Source organism: Variovorax sp. Root473 (genome assembly GCF_001426505.1).
In the GTDB taxonomy this organism is placed as follows: domain Bacteria; phylum Pseudomonadota; class Gammaproteobacteria; order Burkholderiales; family Burkholderiaceae_C; genus Variovorax.
Window position 1 is genome coordinate 167,157 of record NZ_LMEV01000019.1, and the last position, 20,093, is coordinate 187,249.

Genomic DNA, 20,093 nt, shown 5'->3' on the forward strand with positions numbered 1-20,093 from the left:
GGGATTCCCCCGTACCCGCCTGCTGCAAATGAAACAAAGTGCGTTTCCGGTGTCAGACTCGTGACATTCGCGGGCGCCGTATCCCGGCCGCCTGCCTGAGGTGGCACGGGCCTCGCCCAGGCCCCGTGTCAGCACTTCGCCGGAGACCCCCATGATTCTTGTCAAGACGGAAGCCGGACAGCAGGTCCTCAAGGACCGCTCGGTGCCGTTGACGCCGCGCCAGCGCTCGGCGTTCATCCAGTTCGACGGCAAACGCTCGATCGATGACGTACTGGGCTCGGGCCTGGGCATCGGGTCCGAGGAGATCGAGCAGATGATCGCGCTTGGCCTTCTCGCGCCCCTGGCCGGCCAGCCGGCTGCCGCGCCTGCCGCCGTGGCCGCAGCTGCGGGACATGCACCGTCTGGTCGCAGCCGGCAGCAGCGCTACAAGGACGCTTACCCGATCGCCACCCAGCTGACCGGCAGCTTGGGTCTGATGGGTTTCCGGCTCAACCTCCAGGTCGAAGGCACGACCAGCTACGAAGACCTCCTGGCGCTGGCGCCCAAGATCCGCGCCGCCGTGGGCCCCGAGAAGACCGCCGCCCTCGACAAGGCCCTGAACGACTGAAGTGCCTTGCCGGATCGCGAGAGACAGGGCTATAATCGCCGGCTTTGCCTTGCCATACCGCGCCCGACGCTGCGGATGGCTTTTCCTCTTCCACGGAAGAATCCACAAGGAGTGCCATGCGTCACTACGAAATCATCTTGCTCATCCATCCGGATCAGAGCGAACAAGTTCCGGCCATGCTGGAGCGCTACAAGGGCCTGATCACGGCCGGCGGCGGCAACGTCCACCGCGTTGAAGACTGGGGCCGCCGTCAGCTGGCATACCAGATCAACAAGCTCAACAAGGCCCACTACCTGTGCGTCAACATCGAAGCTGAGCAAGCCGTGATGGCTGAACTGGAACACGCGTTCAAGTTCAACGATGCCGTGCTGCGTCACCTGACCGTTCAGAAGAAGAAGGCCGACACCGGTCCTTCGTCGATGATGAAGACGGTCGAGCGCGAAGAGGCCCGCAAGGCCCAGCAGGCCGAATACGCCGCCAACAACAACTGATGGCGTGACGGCTGCCGCTGCGGCGACCGGGGTCAATCAGCTTCTGCTGACCGCCTCTGTCGCCGAACTCGGAACCCTGCGATACACGCCAGCCGGCCTTCCCGCCATCGACCTGAAGCTCGACCATGAGTCGACGCTCCAGGAGGCAGGGAAGCCCCGGCAGGTAAAAACGGCTCTCAAGGCCGTTGCGTTCGGCGCCATCGCCGAGCGGCTCGCAAGGCAGTCGATGGGAAGTCTCTGGCGATTCCAGGGGTTTCTCGCGACACCGGGCAACGGCAAGCATCCGGTCCTGCACATCCAGGATTTTCAGCAAGATTAATTTTCGACAAGAGGTCCCCCAATGGCCACGTTCAAGAAATTCAACAAAGACAAGCGCCCGAAGCGCAACACCCAGTCGCTGCTGTTCAAGCGCAAGCGCTTCTGCCGTTTCACCGTCGCTGGCGTCGAAGAAATCGACTACAAGGACATCGACACGCTGCGTGACTTCATCAGCGAAAACGGCAAGATCATCCCCGCACGCCTGACCGGCACGCGCGCGATCTACCAGCGTCAGCTGAACACCGCCATCAAGCGCGCGCGCTTCCTGGCCATGGTGCCGTACAGCGACCAGCACCGCGTCTAAGAAGGAGCACACACCATGCAAATCATTCTTCTGGACAAGGTTCTGAACGTCGGCGGCCTGGGCGACATCGTCAAGGTCAAGGACGGCTACGCACGCAACTTCCTGATCCCCTCGGGCCGCGCCCGTCGCGCCACCGCTGCCAACAAGGCCGAATTCGAAGCCAAGCGCGTCGAACTCGAAAAGGCTGCGGCCGCCAAGCTGGCCGAATCGCAAGCCCAGGGCGAGAAGCTCGCCGGCTCGACCGTCAAGCTGACCCAAAAGGCTGGCGTGGACGGCCGTCTGTTCGGTTCGGTCACCAACGGCGACATCGCCGAAGAGCTGAACAAGCAAGGCTACAAGGTTGCCAAGTCGCAAGTGCGTCTGCCCAACGGCCCGATCAAGGTTGTTGGCGACAACACCGTGAGCGTCTCGCTGCACACCGACGTGGTCGTCGAGATCACCGTCACGGTCTACGGCGAAACCGCCTGATCGTTCGCAGCGCCCCGTGCGCTGACGCAAGAAAGCCGCCTTCGGGCGGCTTTTTCTTTTCTGCGCGCGAGTTGTCCAACGCGTCGCACCGGAAATTCACCGTTTATTAACAACCTTGTCCACACACGCCGCGCCCTGCGCGGCTTAGCATGCAGGGTTGCAAGGGAAGTCCATGTCCGCCGTTTTCTCCTATGCCGACAATGATTCGTCGGCCGACCGCCAGATCGCGCAATTGCGCATTCCGCCTCACTCCATCGAGGCCGAGTCCAGCGTGCTGGGAGGCTTGTTATTGGACAACGGCGCCTGGGACCGCATGGGCGACCTGCTGGTCGACGGCGACTTCTACCGCCATGAGCACAAGCTGATCTACGCGGCCATCGGCGGGCTGATCAATGCCAGCAAGCCGGCCGACGTGATCACGGTCTTCGAGCAGCTGCAGAACCTCGGCAAGGCCGACGACATCGGTGGGCTGGTCTACCTGAACTCGCTCGCGCAGTACGTGCCGAGCGCCAGCAACATCCGGCGGTACGCCGAGATCGTGCGCGAGCGCTCCATCCTGCGCAAACTCGTGTCCGCCGCCGACGAGATCGCGACCAACGCCTTCAATCCGCAGGGCAAGCCGGTCGACAAGATCCTGGACGAAGCCGAGCAGAAGATCTTCAACATCGGCGAAGAAGGCACGCGGATGAAGCAGGGCTTCCAGAGCATGGATTCCCTGGTGGTCGAACTGCTCGACCGCGTGACCGAGATGGCCGAAAACCCGAACGACATCACGGGCGTGCGCACCGGCTTCAACGACTTCGACAAGATGACCTCGGGCCTGCAACCGGGCGACATGATCGTGCTGGCCGCGCGTCCTTCGATGGGCAAGACCTCGCTCGCGATCAACATCGCCGAGCACGTGGCGCTCGAGGAGGGGCTGCCCGTCGCGGTGTTCTCGATGGAAATGGGCGCCGCCCAGCTGGCGGTGCGTATCGTGGGCTCCATCGGCCGCATCGACCAGGGCCACCTGCGCACCGGCAAGCTCAGCGACGAAGAGTGGCCGCGCCTGACCGAGGCCATCGAGAAGCTGCGCACGGTGTCGCTGCACATCGACGAGACGCCGGGCCTTTCGTCGAGCGAGCTGCGCGCCAATGCGCGACGGCTGGCGCGCCAGTATGGGCGCCTGGGTCTGATCGTGGTCGACTATCTGCAGTTGATGTCGACCAGCAGCTCGGGCGACGAGAACCGCGCCACGGCCGTGGGTGAAATCTCGCGCGGCCTGAAGATGCTGGCCAAGGAGTTGAAGTGTCCGGTGATCGCGCTGTCGCAGCTCAGCCGCGGCGTTGAAGCCCGTACCGACAAGCGTCCCATGATGAGCGACTTGCGCGAATCCGGCGCCATCGAGCAGGACGCGGACATCATCATGTTCATCTACCGCGACGACTACTACAACAAGGAGTCGAAGGAGCCGGGCGTGGCCGAGGTGATCATCAGCAAGCACCGGAACGGCCCGACCGGCACGGTGAAGCTGGCCTTCCTGAAGCCGATCACCAAGTTCGAGAACCTCGTCGGCTACAGCAACAACGACGAGTACTGACGGGTCGCGCGGAAGCCGTCAGCCGGCCTCGCTGCCGGGCTCAGGCGCCGAGGCGGGTGGCTTCTGTTCCCACACCTTGTGCTGCGACGCCTCGGCCTTCACCTGCCGCAGCAGGTCGGCCAGCGTCTTGCCGGGTTCGTCCTGGAAGCGCGTCGGCAGCACCTCTACCGCCTCCATGCGGTCGACCCGGAAGCCGCGGAAATCGTTGCGCAGCTCGCACCACGTCGAGAGCGTCCAGACCTTGCCCCAATAGAAACAGCCCAGCGGCCGCACCGTGCGTTCGCTGGCGTCGCCCGAGACGTCTCGGTAGTGCAGCCGCAGCTTCTGGTGGGCCTGAACGGCCTCGCGCAGTGTTTGCAGCCGGGCGCGCAACGCGTCGTCGAGGCCCAGTGCGGGTGCATACAGCGCCAGCGCCTCGGCCGACACGCGCGCTGCCGGCGGCAACACCGAAAGAATCTTTCCCAGGCCCGTCTCGATGTTGCGCGCCATCGCCGGATCGACCCAGCTCTGGGTCATGCGCGCAGCGGCCACGAGCGCCGATGCCTCGTCCTGCGTGAACATCAGCGGCGGCAACTCGAAGCCCGCGCCGAGTCGGTAGCCGACGCCGGCCTCGCCCTCGATCGGTACGCCCTGGTGCTGCAGGTCGGCGACGTCGCGGTACACCGTGCGCTCCGACACTTCCAGGCGCTGCGCCAGAAACGCGGCCGTGGTGAGCCTGCGGCCGCGGATGAGCTGCACGAGCTGGAAGAGGCGATCGGCGCGGCGCATCAACGCGTTCCGACGAGTTTTCTGGCGAAGTCCTCGACAAAGTAGCGCCTGCCGCCCTGGACCACCGTATGACCTTCGGCCGTGAGGCGCGACATCTGGACCTGGAGACCGCGCATGGCCGGGGGATTGACCTTCACGTTCGGCAGGTTCGGGTGGCCGGCCAGCCTGTCGCGCCAGCCCTTGCGTGTGCTCATGAGACTCCGATATGGATCGCCACGGCGTCCGGTCCCGCGTAGGCTTCGAAATCGCTGCGGTAGCGGCGCACGATTTCCGGATGCGCCTCGAAATACTGCCAGATGCGCTGCCACGTGGCGATCACCATCTGCGGCATCTCGCCGCGGCCGGTGAATACGAGGTAATCGCCTGCTTCAATGGCGATGCTGTCCGCGCCTTCCGAGACGGCCACGCCCGCCGTCACGTCGAAGGCGCCGTGCGCGTCCGATTCGTAGGCCGAGTAGACGCTGAAGATGCGCGTGTCGCTGGTGCGGTGCAGCGTCACTCCATAGGTCTGCTCGCCGAAGAAGCGGTTCCACAGTGCGCCGATGCGTGCGGTGGCGGGGTCGTTCTCTTCGCGGTTGGTGGTACGCACCGTGAGGCCCGAAACGCGAAAGGCGTCGTGATGCTGGCGCAGGGGTTCCATGGGTGGCCGTTTCTGAAATGTCGGATGAGGGAAGGCGAGGGTGCTCAAAACAGGAGCGCTTTCGGTTCGGCCTTCATTGCCTGGGCGATCAGTTGCATGTCGAAGTCGGTGATGTCGAACAGGCCAAAGCGGAATTTGTAGCCCCATTGCTTGGGGCTTTCGATGAAGGCAAGGCGCTCGATCAGCGGGGCGATGGGCGTCTCGTGCGCGCCGGCGTAGGCCACGTCGCGGCGCCACGGGACGAAGCCGTTGCCCATGTCGAACTCGTACGGATCGCCCGGCTGCACGATGCCCAGCGACACGAAGCTCTGCAGCTTGTCCGTGCCGCCGAACACCGTGGCTGGCGAATAGCAGGCCACGCGGTCGCCCGCCGACATGCGCTTGAGCGGCGCGAGTTTGCCATGGCCCAGTTGCATGAACCCGACCGGCCGATGGTCCCGCCCGCGCCGGGCGTGCTCGGCGCTGGCGACCGCAATCCAGTTGCGTTGTGCCATGGCGTCTCAGGCCGGTGCGTGCAGGCCGACTTCGTTGCCTTCGGTGTCGCGCAGGTGGGCGATGAAGCCCATGCCCGGTGGCAGTGCTGACTTGGGGGCGACGATCTGTCCGCCTGCTGCTTCGACGCGCGAGAGCACGGCATCGATGCTCGGCATGCAGTCGAGGTAGACGCGGATGCCGCTGCCCGCCTGCGCGCTGGTGTTGGCTCCGGGCTTCAGTGCGCCGCCGGTGGCGGGGTCGTCGTAGGGAAACACGGCCAGGGGATTGCCCCCGAAGTCTTCGCGGCGCAGCTTGCGCGCGAGCACGGTTTCGTAGAAGGCCTGGGCGCGGTCCAGGTTGGCGACCGGAATCTCGAACCAGGTGATGGCATGGGTGATCATGAAGAGCTCTCTTTCGTTCATTGCGTTGGAGGGAGCCTGCATAGTGCGAGCCGCCTCCTGACAACGTCTTGTCAGTAGTCCGTCATGGCGGGCGAAAAAAAGCCCGCGATGCTCCGGGAGCATGCGCGGGCGTGTGTCGGCCGGTGCCGATGAATCTAGAGCACGTCGCTTGCGAAGTCGGCCAGACGCGAACGTTCGCCGCGCGCCAGCGTGATGTGCCCGCCATGCGGCCAGCCCTTGAACTTGTCGACCGCGAAGGTCAGGCCCGACGAGCCTTCGGTGAGGTAGGGCGTGTCGATCTGCGCGAGGTTGCCCATGCAGATGATCTTCGTGCCGGGGCCGGCGCGGGTGATCAGCGTCTTCATCTGCTTGGGCGTGAGGTTCTGCGCCTCGTCGATGATCACGTACTTGTTCAGGAAGGTGCGACCGCGCATGAAGTTCATGCTCTTGACCTTGATGCGGCTGCGGATCAGCTCGTTGGTGGCCGCGCGGCCCCACTCGCCGGCACCGCCGCCGTCGCCCTTGGCCAGGAACTCGAGGTTGTCGTCGAGCGCACCCATCCAGGGGCCCATCTTTTCTTCCTCGGTACCGGGCAGGAAGCCGATGTCTTCACCCACGCTCACCGTGGCGCGGGTCATGATGATCTCGGTGTAGCGGCGGTCGTCGAGCACCTGCGTGAGGCCCGAGGCCAGCGCCATCAGGGTCTTGCCGGTGCCGGCCGTGCCGGTGAGCGTGACGAAGTCGATCTCCGGGTCCATGAGCAGGTTCATCGCGAAGTTCTGCTCGCGGTTGCGCGTGTTCACGCCCCACACGGCGTTCTTGCCCGAGCTGTAGTCCTTGAGCGTCTTGAGCACCGCGGTCTTGTCGCGGATCTCGGTGACGCGCGCATACATGCTCGGCTCGCCGGGCGCCTCGAAGAAGACGAACTGGTTGATGTACAGGTTGGGCACCAGCGGGCCGCTGATCCGGTAGAAGGTGTTGCTGCCGCTCTGCCAGCTTTCGACCGTCTTGCTCTGGCGGGTCCAGAAATCGGGCGGAAGCGCCAGCGAGCCGGCGTAGAGCAGGTCGCCGTCTTCCAGCGTCTTGTCGTTCTGGTAGTCATCGGCAGCCAGGCCCAGGGCGCGCGCCTTGACGCGCATGTTGATGTCCTTGGACACCAGCACCACTTCCTGCTTCGGCTTGCCCGGACGGTCCTTGGCGTACTCGTCGCGCAGCGCATGCACGACGCCAAGGATCTGGTTGTCGGCCTTGCCCTGGGGCAGGCTGATCGGCAGCGAGTAGTCGAGCGGGGCGGTCTGGAAGAAGAGGCGTCCGCCGGCTTCACGGTGGCCGGTGGTGTCCAGTTTCAGGCCCTTGTCGATGTCGGCATCCTGTGCGGCAGCCAAGGCATCGAGTGTGCGGCTGGTCTGGCGGCCATTGCGGGCGACTTCGGTCGTGCCCTTTTTGTGGCCGTCGAGCTCTTCCAGCACGATCATCGGCAGGAAGATGTCGTGCTCCTCGAAGCGAAACAGGCACATCGGGTCGTGCAGCAGGACATTCGTGTCGAGTACGAACAGCTTGGCCGGGCCGGTGGACTTGCGCTTCGGGCGCACCGGAGGCTGGGGTGCCGCGGCAGGCGTGACCGGGGCGGGCGTGGGCACGCGCGTCTCAACCTGCACCATTGCGGGTTGTTGCTGCGGCGGCGCGCTCATCGGTGCCGACGTGGGCGTCGGGCGGGGCGTGGCCTTGGTTTTCGAGCGACGTGCCGGACGCGCGGCCGGCGCGTCGCCGCCGCCTTCCGTGCCGAGGTTGTCGAACAGCTCCAGCGGCTGCGGTCCGCTCTTGGCGGGGGCATCGTCGCGCGAATCGCCGGAACGGCGCGAGTTTCTGTGCGAGGGGCGGGCGGGTGCGTCGATCGCGTCCGGCGAGAGCAATGCGGCGCGTTTCGTGGGGGCGGGAGGCAATGGCATGGGTCAGGTCGCTCGCAAGGAAGAAAGAAGAGGGCCGGAAAACGAAAAAGCCGCCTGTAGACCCAGGCGGCTTCGTTCGGAGGATGCGGTCGTGGAGCTCAACGGCATGCGGCCATTATGCACACCGCAAAAGTCGCACCGGAGGCTCTTTGCGCGCCACGTGGGGCAATTCCCATGACTTGACGCAAAAGCGTACGCCCGGTGCCTTGCGGCGCGATCAGGCGGCCTTCTTGAGTGCCTTGACGGCCTTGAGCACGTCTTCGACATGGCCCGGAACCTTGAGTCCGCGCCATTCGGCCTTCAGGATGCCGTCGGCGCCGATCAGGAAGGTGCTGCGCTCGATGCCCTTGACCTTCTTGCCATACATGATCTTGTTCTTGACCACGCCGAACATGTGGCACATTTTTTCTTCTGTGTCGGCAATCAGTTCGAACGGGAGTTCGAGCTTGGCCTTGAATTCGTCGTGCGACTTCATGTTGTCGCGCGACACGCCGAAGACGGTGGCACCTGCTTTTTCGAAGTCTTTGTAGTGGTCGCGAAACTGCATCGCTTCGGTCGTGCAACCCGGAGTGTTATCTTTCGGGTAAAAATACATGACCAGCACGTGGCCGAGGTGCGAGGTATTCGAGACCTTCAGGCCGCCCGTGGCGTTGGCGTCGAATTCAGGAATGGGTTTGTTGACAACGATCGCCATGAAACTTGTTTTCTCCGTTAGATTCCGTTCTCCGAGCCCTCTCAGCCGTTTTCAGGCTTGCTCGATGAATGGAGGATTGGTCGTTGCTAACTTTGGGTAGCTGGCCGGTTCGCAACCCGGTATTTTACCTCGAAAACCTCTCTCAGCCACCGGCCGGGCTCTCGACGAGCAGGGCAGCGATCACGTGCCGGCCTTCGCCGGCCAGGATGTTGTAGGTGCGGCAGGCTGCCGGGGTGTCCATGGTTTCCACGCCGGTGCGTTGCGCCATCAAGGGCTGCAGCCATGCGGGCTGGGGAAAACGGATGCGGGTTCCGCTGCCGAAAATGACCAATTCGGCGCCTAAAGAGGCCAATTGCGCGAAATGTTCGGGGCCTAGCTCGTCAAAGCGCGTGCAATCCCAGGCAAAGCGTTCGCCACGCGAGCCCACGACCACGCTGCCCTCCACCTTTTCGTTGTTGATCGCGACCCAGCCGGGGCCGTGTGCGGTGAGGGTCTGGGCGTCGGATTTGTCGGGCTGGAGCTTCATCGGGACACTGGGAACTGTGGTCAAATTATAGGTTTTCCCTAGTGACACGAGGCTCGCAAGGGCCTTTGACCTTCGAGTAAACCCGCCCGGGAGGGCCCTTTGAAGCAGCTCAAGAAATCGGCCAAGCTGGCCAACGTCCTCTATGACATCCGCGGTCCCATCATGGATGCCGCCAAGCAGATGGAGGAAGAAGGCCAGAAGATCATCAAGCTCAACATCGGCAACCTCGCCGTGTTCGGGTTTGATGCGCCCGAGGAGATCCAGCAGGACATGATCCGCAACCTGCCGACCTCGGCGGGCTACTCGGACAGCAAGGGTGTTTTCGCGGCGCGCAAGGCCGTGATGCACGAAACCCAGAAGCAGGGCATCGCGGGCGTCACGCTCGACGACATCTATCTGGGCAACGGCGCCAGCGAGCTGATTGCCATGTCCACCAACGCGCTGCTCAATGATGGCGACGAGTTGCTGCTGCCGGCCCCCGACTACCCGCTGTGGACCGCTTCCACGAGCCTGTCTGGCGGCACGCCGGTGCACTACCTGTGCGACGAGGACAACGGCTGGATGCCGAACCTGGCCGACATCCGTGCCAAGATCACGCCGCGCACCAAGGGCATCGTGGTCATCAACCCGAACAACCCGACCGGCGCGCTCTACTCGGACGACCTGCTCAAGAGCATCGTCGAGATCGCCCGCGAGCACGGACTCGTGATCTTCGCCGACGAGGTCTACGACAAGGTGCTGTACGACGGCGTCAAGCACACGGCCATTGCCAGCCTGTCGACCGACGTGCTCACGCTGACCTTCAATTCGCTGTCCAAGAGCTACCGCTCGTGCGGCTACCGCGCCGGCTGGCTCGTGGTGTCGGGCGACAAGCGCAGCGCGCGCGACTACATCGAGGGCCTGAACATGCTCTCGAACATGCGCCTGTGCGCCAACGTGCCGGGCCAGTGGGCGATCCAGACGGCGCTTGGCGGCTACCAGAGCATCAACGATCTCGTGGGCGAAGGCGGCCGCCTGCGCCGCCAACGCGACCTGGCCTACGAACTGATCACCGCCATTCCGGGTGTGAGCTGTGTCAAGCCCAGCGCTGCGCTCTACATGTTCCCCAGGCTCGATCCCGAGGTCTATCCGATCGCGGACGACCGCCAGTTCTTCCTCGAGCTGCTGAAGGAAACCCGTGTGATGCTGGTGCAGGGCACCGGCTTCAACTGGGCCACGCCGGACCATTTCCGCATCGTGTTCCTGCCCCACGAAGACGACTTGCGCGAGGCCATCAACCGCATCGCCAGGTTCCTGGAGCAGTACCGGTTGCGCCGCAAGACGGGGCCATGAAATCCGCCTGCGTCGCTGCCGCGCTGTTGCTGGGCGCACTGTCTGTCGGCGCGGACGGGAAGAAAGAGCCGGTCTCGTTCTCGCACAACGACTGGGAACTGGCCTGTGACAACACGCTGACCTGCCGCGCCGCCGGCTACCAGGCGGACAGCGGGGAGCACCAGCAGGTGTCGATGCTGATCACCCGCGCGGCCGGGCCGAACACGGCCCTCGATATCCAGTTGCAGATCGGCGATGACGGCAGTGCCAAGGGGCCGCTGCGCTTCAAGGTCGGCAAGGCCGCGTTGTCTGGCCTCGACGCGGGAACCGCCAGCTTCGAGCAGGGCCAGATCCGTGCCGTGCTGCCCGAGCTGCTCAAGAGCGACGACGCCACCGTCACGGCCAACGGCGGCAAGAAGTGGACGCTGTCGCTCGCCGGCCTCAACGCCGTGCTGCTGAAAATGGACGAAACGCAAGGCCGCGTCGGCACCCCGGGTGCGCTGGTGCGCAAGGGCACCAAGCCCGAATCTTCCGTGCTGCCGCCGGTGCCCATGCCCGTCGTCCATGTGGTCAAGCCGCCGAAGGCGCGGCCTGGCGACGACGCGCTGGCCGCACGCATCTTTCCGTCGCTCGACCTCAAAGAAGCGCGCGAGCGGTGCAACAACCAGGACCAGGTCAACGCCAGGTCGGTGGAGGTTCACCGCCTGAGCGACCGCAAGGTGCTGCTGGCGCTGGGCTGCGGCGTGGGCGCGTACAACTACACCACGCTGCTCTGGACCGCCAACGACAAGTCGCCCTATGCGCCCGTGTCGCTCGAGGCGAGCGGCGAGTTCGACGACAAGGACGCCAGCGTCACCTCTTCCATGAAGGGCCGCGGCATCGGCGATTGCTGGTCGAGCGAAACCTGGCACTTCAACGGCACGACCTTCGTGCGCACCGGTGCGAACGGCGACGGCATGTGCCGCGGCTTCGCGGGCGGCGCCTGGGGCCTGCCGCGCTACGTCAGCCGCCTCGTGGACGCCGCAGCACCGTCTCTCACCTCATCCAAACCATGAACGCGACTCCTCCCATGAAATCCATCCAAGTAGGCCTGCTCGGCGCAGGCACGGTCGGCAGCGGCACCTTCAAGGTGCTCCAGCGCAACCAGGAAGAAATCAAGCGCCGCGCAGGCCGCGGCATCGAGATCACCATGGTGGCCGACCTCGACACCGCCCGCGCCCGCGAAGTGGCCGGCGAAGGCGTGAAAGTGGTCGCCGATGCGCGCGAAGTCATCGCCAACCCCGACATCGACATCGTCATCGAACTCATCGGCGGCTACGGCATCGCCAGGCAGCTCGTGCTCGAAGCCATCGCGGCCGGCAAGCACGTGGTCACGGCCAACAAGGCGCTGCTCGCCGTGCACGGCACCGAGATCTTCGCGGCCGCGCATGCCAAGGGCGTGATGGTGGCCTTCGAGGCCGCGGTGGCTGGCGGCATTCCGATCATCAAGGCGCTGCGCGAAGGCCTCACGGCCAACAGCATCCAGTGGCTGGCCGGCATCATCAACGGCACGACCAACTTCATCCTGTCCGAGATGCGCGACAAGGGCCTGGACTTCGCCACCGTGCTGAAGGAAGCCCAGCGACTGGGCTACGCCGAAGCCGACCCCACCTTCGACATCGAAGGCGTCGACGCCGCGCACAAGGTCACGCTGATGAGCGCCATCGCCTTCGGCATCCCGGTGCAGTTCGACAAGGCCCACGTCGAAGGCATCACCAAGCTCGCCGCGCAGGACATCAAGTACGCCGAGCAGCTCGGCTACCGCATCAAGCTGCTGGGCGTGACCAAGCGCACCACCCAGGGCATCGAGCTGCGCGTGCACCCGTCGCTGGTGCCGTCCAAGCGCCTGCTGGCCAACGTCGAAGGCGCGATGAACGCCGTGGTCGTGCATGGCGACGCCGTGGGGACCACGCTGTACTACGGCAAGGGCGCCGGCAGCGAGCCGACCGCCAGCGCCGTGATCGCCGACCTCGTCGACATCACCCGCCTGCACACCGCCGACGCCGCGCACCGCGTGCCGCACCTGGCCTTCCACCCCGACGCCATGAGCGACCTGAAGGTGCTGCCGATGTCGGAAGTCGTCACCAGCTACTACCTGCGCCTGCGCGTGGCCGACCAGGCCGGCGTGCTCGCCAAGGTGACGGGCCTGCTGGCCACCGCCGGCATCAGCATCGACGCCGTGCTGCAGCGCGAAGCCGACGAAGTGGGCGGAGAAGGCTCCACGCAGACCGACCTCATCATCCTCACGCACGACGCGCGCGAAGGCACAGTCGACGGCGTGCTGGCCGAGCTGCAGGCGCTGCCGACCGTGCTCGAACCCATCGTGCGCATCCGCAAGGAAGAGTTGAAGTGAACTACCTGAGCACCCGCGGCCACGCCGACCGCAAGCGCTTCTGCGAAATCCTCCTCGAAGGTCTCGCGCCCGATGGCGGCCTGTACCTGCCCGAGACGTACCCGCAGGTCGACACCGCCACGCTCGCCAAATGGCGCACGCTGCCGTACGCCGAGCTGGCCTTCGAGATCCTCTCGCTGTACATCGACGACATTCCTGCGGCCGACCTGAAGGCGATCTGCGCGAAGACCTATACGGCCGAGGTGTTCGGCACCGACGAGATCGTGCCGCTGCGCGAGCTCGAGGATGGCGTGTACCTCGAAGCCCTGTCCAATGGCCCCACGCTGGCCTTCAAGGACATGGCGATGCAGCTCTTGGGCAACCTGTTCGAGTACGAACTGGCCCGCCGTGGCGCCGAGCTCAACATCCTGGGCGCCACCAGCGGCGACACCGGCAGCGCGGCCGAATACGCCATGCGCGGCAAGAAGGGCGTGCGCGTCTTCATGACCTCGCCCGACGGCCGCATGAGCCCCTTCCAGCAGGCGCAGATGTTCAGCCTGCAGGACGCCAACATCCACAACATCGCCATCACCGGCGTGTTCGACGACTGCCAGGACATCGTCAAGGCCGTGTCGAATGACCTGGCCTTCAAGCGCAAGTACCGCATCGGCACGGTCAACTCGATCAACTGGGCGCGCCTGCTGGCGCAGGTCGTCTACTACTTCGCGGGCTATTTCCAGGCCACGGCGAGCAACGACAAGCCGGTGAGCTTCACCGTGCCCTCCGGCAACTTCGGCAATGTCTGCGCGGGCCATGTGGCGCGCATGATGGGCCTGCCGATCCAGACGCTGGTGGTCGCCACCAACGAGAACGACGTGCTCGACGAGTTCTTCCGCACCGGCGTGTACCGCGTGCGCGCCGCAGTCGACACGCACGAAACCTCCAGCCCGTCGATGGACATCAGCAAGGCCAGCAACTTCGAGCGCTTCGTGTTCGACCTGGTCGGCCGCGATTCCGCGAAGCTGCGCCAGCTGTTCGTGGACGACCTGGGCCTGACGGGCAGCTTCGACCTGAGCGCCGATCCGGCGTTCAAGCAGGCCGCCGAGCGCTTCGGCTTTCGCAGCGGCCGCAGCACACATGCCGACCGACTCGCGATGATCCGCGACACCGAGAAGCGCTTTGCCACGCTGATCGATCCGCACACCGCCGACGGCCTCAAGGCCGCGCGCGAGCAGCTCACGCCCGGCGTGCCGATGGTGGTGCTCGAGACCGCGCTGCCGATCAAGTTCGCGGCCACGGTGGTCGAGGCGCTGGGCGAAGAGCCCGCGCGCCCGAAGAAGTTCGAAGGCATCGAAGCCTTGCCCAAGCGCGTGGTCCAGCTGCCGGCCGATGCCGAGGCCGTCAAGGCCTACATCGCCGAGCACTGCGACTGACGCGGGCGGCCGCAGCATGAAGGTCGTCGGCTTCGCCGGGTATTCCGGCGCAGGCAAGACTACGCTGGTGGAGTGCCTGATCCCCGCGCTCAAGCAGCGCGGGCTGCGCGTGTCGGTGGTCAAGCATGCGCACCACCGCTTCGACATCGACCACGTCGGCAAGGACACCTGGCGCCACCGGCAGGCCGGCGCCTTCGAGGTGGTCGTTGCGTCCGACCAGCGGCTGGCGCTGATGCGCGAGTTCGAGGTGCCGGCCGAGCTCACGGTACACCAGCTGCTCGCCGAGCTCCATCCGGCGGTCGACTGGGCGCTGGTCGAGGGCTTCCGGCACAGCGACGTGCTCAAGATCGAGGTCTGGCGCCCGAGCGGCGAAGGCGAGGCGCCGCGCCCCGCGCTGTACATCGACGACCCCTTTGTCACCGCCATCGCCACCGATGCGCCGACCGGCCTGCCCGAGGCCACGGCGCGCCCGGTGCTCGACCTCAACGACGCCGAGGCCATTGCCACGTGGTTGATCGACAGCGGCGAGCGCTTCGACTACAACCCCGAACACCATGGCTGACTCTCCTCCCGTTCCCTTCGCCGCCTCGTCTTCGCGCCCGCCGTTGATGCCGCTCGATGAGGCGATCGCGGTGCTGCTTGCCAAGGCGCAGCCGCTGCTGCCGGCCGAAAGCATCGGCACCTTCGACGCCGACGGACGCGTGCTCGCGCAAGACCTCGTCGCGGGCCTCACCGTGCCGCCGCGCGACAACAGCGCGATGGACGGCTACGCCGTGCGCGCGGCCGATTGCGCCACGCCCGGCACCGAGCTGACCGTGACGCAGCGCATTCCCGCCGGCACCGTCGGCACGCCGCTCGCGGCCGGCACGGCGGCGCGCATCTTCACGGGGGCGCAGATTCCCGAAGGCGCCGACGCGGTTGTCATGCAGGAGGACACGGCCGCCACGCCGCAAGAGGGCGGCCTGGGGTCGGTGCGCATCGCCATCGCACCCGTGGCTGGCCAGTGGGTGCGCCGCGCGGGCGAAGACGTGGCCTCGGGCGACGTGGTGCTCCAACGCGGCGAACGCCTCACGCCCGCCGCGCTCGGCCTGGCCGCCAGCGTTGGCTTTGACAAACTGCAGGTCGCGCGCAAGCCGCGCGTGGCCATGCTGTCCACCGGCGACGAGCTGGTGATGCCCGGCGAGGTCGCGCCCGACGCGATGAAGCCCGGCGCGATCTACAACTCGAACCGCTTCTTCATGCGCGCGCTGCTGCATCGCCTGGGCTGCGAGGTGAACGACCTGGGCATCGTGCCCGACAACCGCGAAGCCACCATCGCCGCGCTGCGCGAGGCGGCGGAAAGCAGCGACGTCATCATCACCACCGGCGGTGTCTCGGTCGGCGAAGAAGACCACATCCGCGCCGCCCTGCAGTCGCTGGGCGAGCTGCAGCTGTGGTCGCTGTCGATGAAGCCCGGCAAGCCCTTCGCCTACGGCTCGATCGCACGCAGGAACGAGCAGGGCGCCTGCCATGTCACGGGGCTGCCCGGCAATCCGGTGTCGAGCTTCCTGACTTTCCTGATGCTGGTGCGGCCCTTCCTGCTCGCGCTGCAGGGTGCCACGCGCGTGGCGCCCGCGGCCGTGCCGTTGCGCGCCGATTTCGACTGGCCGCGCGCCGACAAGCGCCGCGAGTTCCTGCGAGTGCGGCGCAACGCGGCGGGCGGGCTCGACCTGTTCGCCAACCAGAGCTCGGGCGTGCTCACCTCGATGGTCTGGGGCGACGGCCTGGTCGACAACCCGGCGGGCCGGACCATCAAGGCCGGCGACACCGTGAACTTCATTCCCCTCGCATCGCTGCTCGGCTGAGTCTTCCCATGAAAGTCCGCATCCGTTATTTCGCCTCGGTGCGCGAGGCGCTGTCCAGCAGCGGTGAAGCCGTCGACACGGCCGCCGGCACGCTGGCCGCCCTGCGCGACGAACTCATCGCCCGCGGTGGCGCCTACGCCAGCGCGCTCGCACGCGGCAAGGCCGTGCGCATGGCGCTCGACCAGGCCATGAGCGACGAAGCCGCCGCGCTGAGCGACGACTGCGAAGTCGCTTTCTTCCCGCCCGTCACGGGCGGCTGAGCCGCGCGTCCAGCGCCACGAGGCGCTCGCGCAGGCCGTCCGACGCGCGCGTCATCGGCGAGCGCAACTCGTCACGCAGTTCGCCCGCATGCGCCAGCAGCGCCTTCAGCGGGCCCGGGTTGGGTTCGGCAAACAGCATCTCCAGCAGGGGTTGCAGCGGCTGCCATTCGGCGCGCGCCTCGGCCAGCCGGTTCTCGGCCAGCAGGCGGACCAGACGCACGAGGCGCTTCGTCTGCACATGGCCGCTGGCCGCGATCGCGCCCACACCGCCCTCGGCCATGGTCGCGAAGATCTGGTGGTCTTCGCCCGTGAGCACCTGCAGCCGGCCGTCGGCGATGACCGCGCGCGTCTTGGCCATGTCGCCGCCGCAGTCCTTGATGCCGCGGATGCGCGGGTGCCCGGCCAGCGCCAGCAGCGTGTCGCGCGCGATCGTCACGCCGGTGCGGTAGGGAATGTCGTAGACCAGCACCGGCACCGTGCTGGCATCGGCGATGGCTTCGAACCATTCGAGCACGCCCGCCTGCGACGGGCGGATGTAATGCGGCGCGGACACCAGCAGGCCCGCCAGTGGGCGTTCCGAGAGCTTGCGCGCCCACGCCGTGGCCTTGCCCAGGTGGTAGCCCGACACGCCCATGACCACCGGCAGGCCGCCCGCGGCGGTGAGCACGGTGTCGAGCACGGCAAGCTGTTCGGCCTCGTCGAGCGCGGCAGCTTCGCCGGTGGAGCCGCAGGGCACGAAGCCGGTCACGCCGTCGTTGGCAAGGCGCCGGACGAGCGCGGCCAGGGCGGTGTGGTCGACCGCGCCGTCGCGGAACGGCGTGACGAGGGCGACCCACAGGCCCGAGAAATCGGTGGCGGTGTCGACGGTGAGTTGTTGATGTGGCACGCAGGCTTCCTTTCAGGAATCGACCGATGGAAAGAACCATCGTCCGATGCGCGCGTAACCCGAGAGGGGCCAAAGCCTTGGCAGGTTCCGTCGCTCATCCGACGACGGAACCTCGGCTCCGGTCAGACGAGCTTTGGTTTTTTGGCTTTGCTGCCCTGGCGCGCGCAACGGCTCTCGGGCTGCGGCAGCAGCGGGGAGAATGCGGCGAGGCAAGGCATTGCGGCAGTCTAGCGTGATGCCACAATTCGGACATGAGCGTTGCGCGTGTTTCGATCCAGACGGCCGATTTCGATCTCTCTGAAGAGGTCGCCATGTTGCGCACGGGCGACAAACGCGTCGGCGCCGTCTGCAGCTTCGTGGGCACGGTCAGGGACCGCAACGACGGCAGCACCATCGCCTCGATGGAGCTGGAGCACTACCCCGGCATGACCGAGAAGGCCATCGAGGCCATGATCGACGAGGCTCACAAGCGCTTCGACATCCTCGGCGCACGCGTGATCCACCGCGTGGGGCTGCTGCAGCCGCTGGACCAGATCATGATGGTGGCGGTGGTGTCCGCCCATCGTGGCCAGAGCTTCCAGGCCTGCGAGTTCCTGATGGACTACCTGAAGACGCAGGCGCCGTTCTGGAAGAAGGAGCAGACACCCGAAGGCGCGCGCTGGGTCGATGCCCGCGTGACCGACGACGAGGCGCTGGCGCGCTGGGGCATCGCGGCGTCGAACAGCGCCACCTGAGCGGCACGTTCGCCACGTCGGAGGCTTACGGTGCGATCAGCGCCGAGGTCGCCAGCGCCTTCGCTTGCGCACTGCAATCCTGAGCGGGCACCGCACCCGCCGCGCGTGCTTTCGCAATCTCCGACCGGGCGCCCGCCATCTGCACCTGGAACACCGGGTTCGTGTGCAGCTTCGCCACCGTCGCCGCACCGATCAGCCGGCCGTTATCGATGTCGCTCTGCCAGTGCACGCCGCAGATCGCGCGGCTTTGCGAGAAGGCGCGGCCGCGCTGCAGCAACGCATCGGCGCGTTCGGGTGCGAGTTCCGTCAGCACCAGCGCCCAGGCCCAGCCCAGGGCAGCGTGGCCCGAGGGATAGGAACCGTCCTTGGCCAGAAAAGCTTCTTCTTCAGGCGTGCAGCTGCCGGTCTTGAAGACGACGAAAGGGCGCGTGCGGTTGTAGGTGTTCTTGGCCTTGTAGGTGGCCGAGCCGGCATCGGCCAGCGTGCGGCGCAGCAGCATGTTCAGGTGCGGCGTGGCCTGCTCGGAAATGGGCATGCCCAGCGCGCACGAGAACACCTCGGCGGCCTTCGGAAACTTGAGGTTGGCGTCCTGCACTGCCAGCGCGCCGCGCGGTGTGCCTTGCAGAGCCGTGAGCGCGCGGAAGGTGGCGCCGTCGGCCGCCAGTGCGGCCGAGCCTTCGGCCGGGGGCGCCGGCAGCAGGGCGAGGCTGTTGGGCAGCTCGGCAGTGGGCAGGTAGCCCTTGAGATAACCCGAGCCGGCGCGCAGTTCGCCGACTTCGGCGGGGGAAACGGGTGCGGTGCTGCCGCAGGCGCCCAGCAGCAGCGCGGCCGCCAGCAAGGCGGCGAGGGTCGTGAAATGCATGAGGGATGTGTCTCCGGCTTTGTTCTTGGAAGGTGAAGTCCCATCGTAGTGGGACCCACCCGGCCGGAATATCCCCCATGTGACGGAGTGCGCCGCATCGGGCAATCCGTCATGCGGCGCGCGTCAGGGCTTGAAGCCGCTCGCCTGGATGATCTTTTCCCAGGTCTGCGTATAGGTGCGCACGCGGCCCGCGAACTGGCCCTGGGGCTCGTAGCCGACCGTCAGGCCCATGGTGGTGAGCTTCTGCTTCACGTCGGGCATGGCCAGCACCTTCTGCAGCGCGTCGCCGTACCTGTCGATGACGGCCTGCGGCGTGCCGACCGGCGCGAAGATGCCGTAGTAGGGCAGGTCTTCCAGGTTCGCAAATCCCAGCTCGGTGAAGGTCGGCACGTTCGGCAGCAGCGCCTGGCGCTTGGCGCCGATGGAGGCCACGATGCGCACCTTGCCCGCGCGGTGGTTTTCGATGAAGTCCGGCACCGACGCGATGCCTGCGGTGATCTGGTTGCCCAGCATGTCGGCCGTCATGGGCGCGCTGCCGCGGTAGGGGGCGGGCTGCACGTCGATCCTGTACTTGTCCGAGATCATCTTCACGAGGAACTCGGGGATCGACGCGGGCGCCGGCACGCCGATGGTTTCCTTGCCGCCCTTTTGCGTGCGGATCCACTTCACGTACTCGTCGATGCTCTTGGCCGGCGTGCCGCCCGACACCGCCAGCACGTTGGCAAAGGTGGCAAAACCGGCCACGGGCACGAAGTCGGTGGCGGGGTTGAAACCCGGGTTCTTCACCACCTGCGGCAGGATCGAGATGGAGTGGTCATGCGACAGGAACAGCGTGTGGCCGTCGGCCGGCGCGGCCTTCAGGGCCTGCGCCGCGATCTGGCCGCCCGCGCCCGCGCGGTTCTCGACCACCACGGGCACGCCCAGCACGTCCTTGAGCTTTTCGCCCAGGGTGCGCGCAATCGCGTCGGTGCCCGCGCCGGCGGGAAAGCCCACCAGGATGCGCACCGGCGTGCCGCCCTGGGCGTGTGCCAGTCCGGCCATGCCCATGGCCACCGCCAGAAGACCCACGCTGAACGCGCGGCGCATCGGCTGGACGCGCTGCATTGAAAAAACCATGATCGACTCCAATCGAGAGAAAGAGAGAAATGCCTACGGCAGGAAGGTGCGGGGCCC

General features: G+C 66.3%; 25 protein-coding genes. 14 read left to right on the plus strand and 11 right to left on the minus strand.

Going from position 1 to position 20,093, the window contains the following annotated elements:
* The first annotated feature begins 151 nt into the window (after positions 1 to 151).
* From ASD34_RS23905 to dnaB, 6 genes are all read left to right on the plus strand, one after another.
* Positions 152 to 607, plus strand: coding sequence for a hypothetical protein (locus ASD34_RS23905; RefSeq protein ID WP_056583108.1), 456 nt, complete (start codon positions 152 to 154; stop codon positions 605 to 607).
* A 116-nt stretch (positions 608 to 723) separates the two neighbouring features.
* Positions 724 to 1,098, plus strand: a complete 375-nt coding sequence (rpsF, locus tag ASD34_RS23910) for a 30S ribosomal protein S6 (RefSeq protein WP_056583110.1) — start codon at positions 724 to 726, stop codon at positions 1,096 to 1,098.
* 4 nt (positions 1,099 to 1,102) lie between these two features.
* Positions 1,103 to 1,417, plus strand: coding sequence for a primosomal replication protein N (gene priB, locus ASD34_RS23915; RefSeq protein ID WP_056583112.1), 315 nt, complete (start codon positions 1,103 to 1,105; stop codon positions 1,415 to 1,417).
* A 21-nt stretch (positions 1,418 to 1,438) separates the two neighbouring features.
* Positions 1,439 to 1,720, plus strand: a complete 282-nt coding sequence (gene rpsR, locus ASD34_RS23920) for a 30S ribosomal protein S18 (protein ID WP_007830781.1) — start codon at positions 1,439 to 1,441, stop codon at positions 1,718 to 1,720.
* Between the two features lie 15 nt (positions 1,721 to 1,735).
* Positions 1,736 to 2,188 carry a 50S ribosomal protein L9 gene (gene rplI, locus ASD34_RS23925; RefSeq protein ID WP_056583114.1) on the plus strand — a complete coding sequence of 151 codons (453 nt, stop codon included), beginning with the start codon at positions 1,736 to 1,738 and terminating at the stop codon, positions 2,186 to 2,188.
* Between the two features lie 172 nt (positions 2,189 to 2,360).
* Positions 2,361 to 3,767 (plus strand): replicative DNA helicase, encoded by a 1,407-nt coding sequence (gene dnaB, locus ASD34_RS23930; protein WP_056583115.1) that lies wholly within the window; start codon positions 2,361 to 2,363, stop codon positions 3,765 to 3,767.
* Between the two features lie 18 nt (positions 3,768 to 3,785).
* Here the strand turns inward: dnaB and ASD34_RS23935 are convergent, their stop codons facing one another.
* The 8 genes from ASD34_RS23935 to ASD34_RS23970 all read right to left on the minus strand — a co-directional run bounded on the left by ASD34_RS23935 (position 3,786) and on the right by ASD34_RS23970 (position 9,219).
* Positions 3,786 to 4,535, minus strand: coding sequence for a helix-turn-helix transcriptional regulator (locus ASD34_RS23935; protein ID WP_056583117.1), 750 nt, complete (start codon positions 4,533 to 4,535; stop codon positions 3,786 to 3,788).
* Positions 4,535 to 4,729, minus strand: a complete 195-nt coding sequence (locus tag ASD34_RS23940) for a hypothetical protein (RefSeq protein ID WP_056583119.1) — start codon at positions 4,727 to 4,729, stop codon at positions 4,535 to 4,537. Before ASD34_RS23940 ends, ASD34_RS23935 begins: the two co-directional genes overlap by 1 nt.
* Positions 4,726 to 5,175, minus strand: coding sequence for a GyrI-like domain-containing protein (locus tag ASD34_RS23945; protein WP_056583122.1), 450 nt, complete (start codon positions 5,173 to 5,175; stop codon positions 4,726 to 4,728). Before ASD34_RS23945 ends, ASD34_RS23940 begins: the two co-directional genes overlap by 4 nt.
* A 44-nt stretch (positions 5,176 to 5,219) precedes the next feature.
* Complete coding sequence (locus ASD34_RS23950) at positions 5,220 to 5,669, minus strand: EVE domain-containing protein (RefSeq protein WP_056583123.1); 450 nt, start codon at positions 5,667 to 5,669, stop codon at positions 5,220 to 5,222.
* 6 nt (positions 5,670 to 5,675) lie between these two features.
* Complete coding sequence (locus tag ASD34_RS23955; RefSeq protein WP_414929891.1) at positions 5,676 to 6,050, minus strand: VOC family protein; 375 nt, start codon at positions 6,048 to 6,050, stop codon at positions 5,676 to 5,678.
* Between the two features lie 155 nt (positions 6,051 to 6,205).
* Positions 6,206 to 7,999: a PhoH family protein gene (locus ASD34_RS23960; protein WP_056583125.1), complete on the minus strand. Its 1,794-nt coding sequence runs from the start codon at positions 7,997 to 7,999 to the stop codon at positions 6,206 to 6,208.
* Positions 8,000 to 8,216: 217 nt separating this feature from the next.
* Positions 8,217 to 8,693, minus strand: a complete 477-nt coding sequence (locus ASD34_RS23965; RefSeq protein ID WP_056583127.1) for a peroxiredoxin — start codon at positions 8,691 to 8,693, stop codon at positions 8,217 to 8,219.
* 142 nt (positions 8,694 to 8,835) lie between these two features.
* A complete protein-coding gene (locus tag ASD34_RS23970; RefSeq protein WP_056583129.1) occupies positions 8,836 to 9,219 on the minus strand; it encodes an Mth938-like domain-containing protein in 384 nt (127 codons plus the stop codon).
* Positions 9,220 to 9,318: 99 nt separating this feature from the next.
* On the opposite strand from ASD34_RS23970, the gene ASD34_RS23975 reads away from it, so the two are divergent.
* From ASD34_RS23975 to ASD34_RS24005, 7 genes are read left to right on the plus strand one after another with little or no spacing between them, the layout of a single operon-like run.
* Complete coding sequence (locus ASD34_RS23975) at positions 9,319 to 10,551, plus strand: pyridoxal phosphate-dependent aminotransferase (protein WP_056583131.1); 1,233 nt, start codon at positions 9,319 to 9,321, stop codon at positions 10,549 to 10,551.
* Positions 10,548 to 11,585 carry a DUF1176 domain-containing protein gene (locus ASD34_RS23980; protein ID WP_056583133.1) on the plus strand — a complete coding sequence of 346 codons (1,038 nt, stop codon included), beginning with the start codon at positions 10,548 to 10,550 and terminating at the stop codon, positions 11,583 to 11,585. Before ASD34_RS23975 ends, ASD34_RS23980 begins: the two co-directional genes overlap by 4 nt.
* Before the next feature lie 14 nt (positions 11,586 to 11,599).
* Positions 11,600 to 12,922: a homoserine dehydrogenase gene (locus ASD34_RS23985; protein ID WP_056583135.1), complete on the plus strand. Its 1,323-nt coding sequence runs from the start codon at positions 11,600 to 11,602 to the stop codon at positions 12,920 to 12,922.
* On the plus strand, positions 12,919 to 14,334 hold the full coding sequence (thrC, locus tag ASD34_RS23990) for a threonine synthase (protein WP_056583138.1): 1,416 nt from the start codon (positions 12,919 to 12,921) through the stop codon (positions 14,332 to 14,334). Before ASD34_RS23985 ends, thrC begins: the two co-directional genes overlap by 4 nt.
* Complete coding sequence (gene mobB, locus ASD34_RS23995; protein WP_268810586.1) at positions 14,291 to 14,896, plus strand: molybdopterin-guanine dinucleotide biosynthesis protein B; 606 nt, start codon at positions 14,291 to 14,293, stop codon at positions 14,894 to 14,896. The genes thrC and mobB overlap by 44 nt, the downstream gene beginning before the upstream one ends.
* Positions 14,889 to 16,178 (plus strand): gephyrin-like molybdotransferase Glp, encoded by a 1,290-nt coding sequence (glp, locus tag ASD34_RS24000; protein WP_056583140.1) that lies wholly within the window; start codon positions 14,889 to 14,891, stop codon positions 16,176 to 16,178. The genes mobB and glp overlap by 8 nt, the downstream gene beginning before the upstream one ends.
* An 8-nt stretch (positions 16,179 to 16,186) precedes the next feature.
* A complete protein-coding gene (locus ASD34_RS24005) occupies positions 16,187 to 16,438 on the plus strand; it encodes a MoaD/ThiS family protein (RefSeq protein WP_056583142.1) in 252 nt (83 codons plus the stop codon).
* On the opposite strand, the gene dapA is transcribed toward ASD34_RS24005, so the two are convergent.
* Positions 16,425 to 17,324: a 4-hydroxy-tetrahydrodipicolinate synthase gene (gene dapA, locus ASD34_RS24010; protein ID WP_056583145.1), complete on the minus strand. Its 900-nt coding sequence runs from the start codon at positions 17,322 to 17,324 to the stop codon at positions 16,425 to 16,427. The genes ASD34_RS24005 and dapA overlap by 14 nt on opposite strands.
* 251 nt (positions 17,325 to 17,575) lie before the next feature.
* Here dapA and ASD34_RS24015 point away from each other — a divergent pair, with 251 nt between their 5' ends.
* Positions 17,576 to 18,058, plus strand: coding sequence for a molybdenum cofactor biosynthesis protein MoaE (locus tag ASD34_RS24015; RefSeq protein WP_056583147.1), 483 nt, complete (start codon positions 17,576 to 17,578; stop codon positions 18,056 to 18,058).
* A gap of 25 nt (positions 18,059 to 18,083) precedes the next feature.
* Here ASD34_RS24015 and ASD34_RS24020 read toward each other — a convergent pair whose 3' ends face one another.
* Positions 18,084 to 18,920 (minus strand): acid phosphatase, encoded by an 837-nt coding sequence (locus tag ASD34_RS24020; RefSeq protein ID WP_056583150.1) that lies wholly within the window; start codon positions 18,918 to 18,920, stop codon positions 18,084 to 18,086.
* Positions 18,921 to 19,043: 123 nt separating this feature from the next.
* Positions 19,044 to 20,036: a Bug family tripartite tricarboxylate transporter substrate binding protein gene (locus tag ASD34_RS24025; RefSeq protein ID WP_056583473.1), complete on the minus strand. Its 993-nt coding sequence runs from the start codon at positions 20,034 to 20,036 to the stop codon at positions 19,044 to 19,046.
* Positions 20,037 to 20,093: the final 57 nt, after the last annotated feature.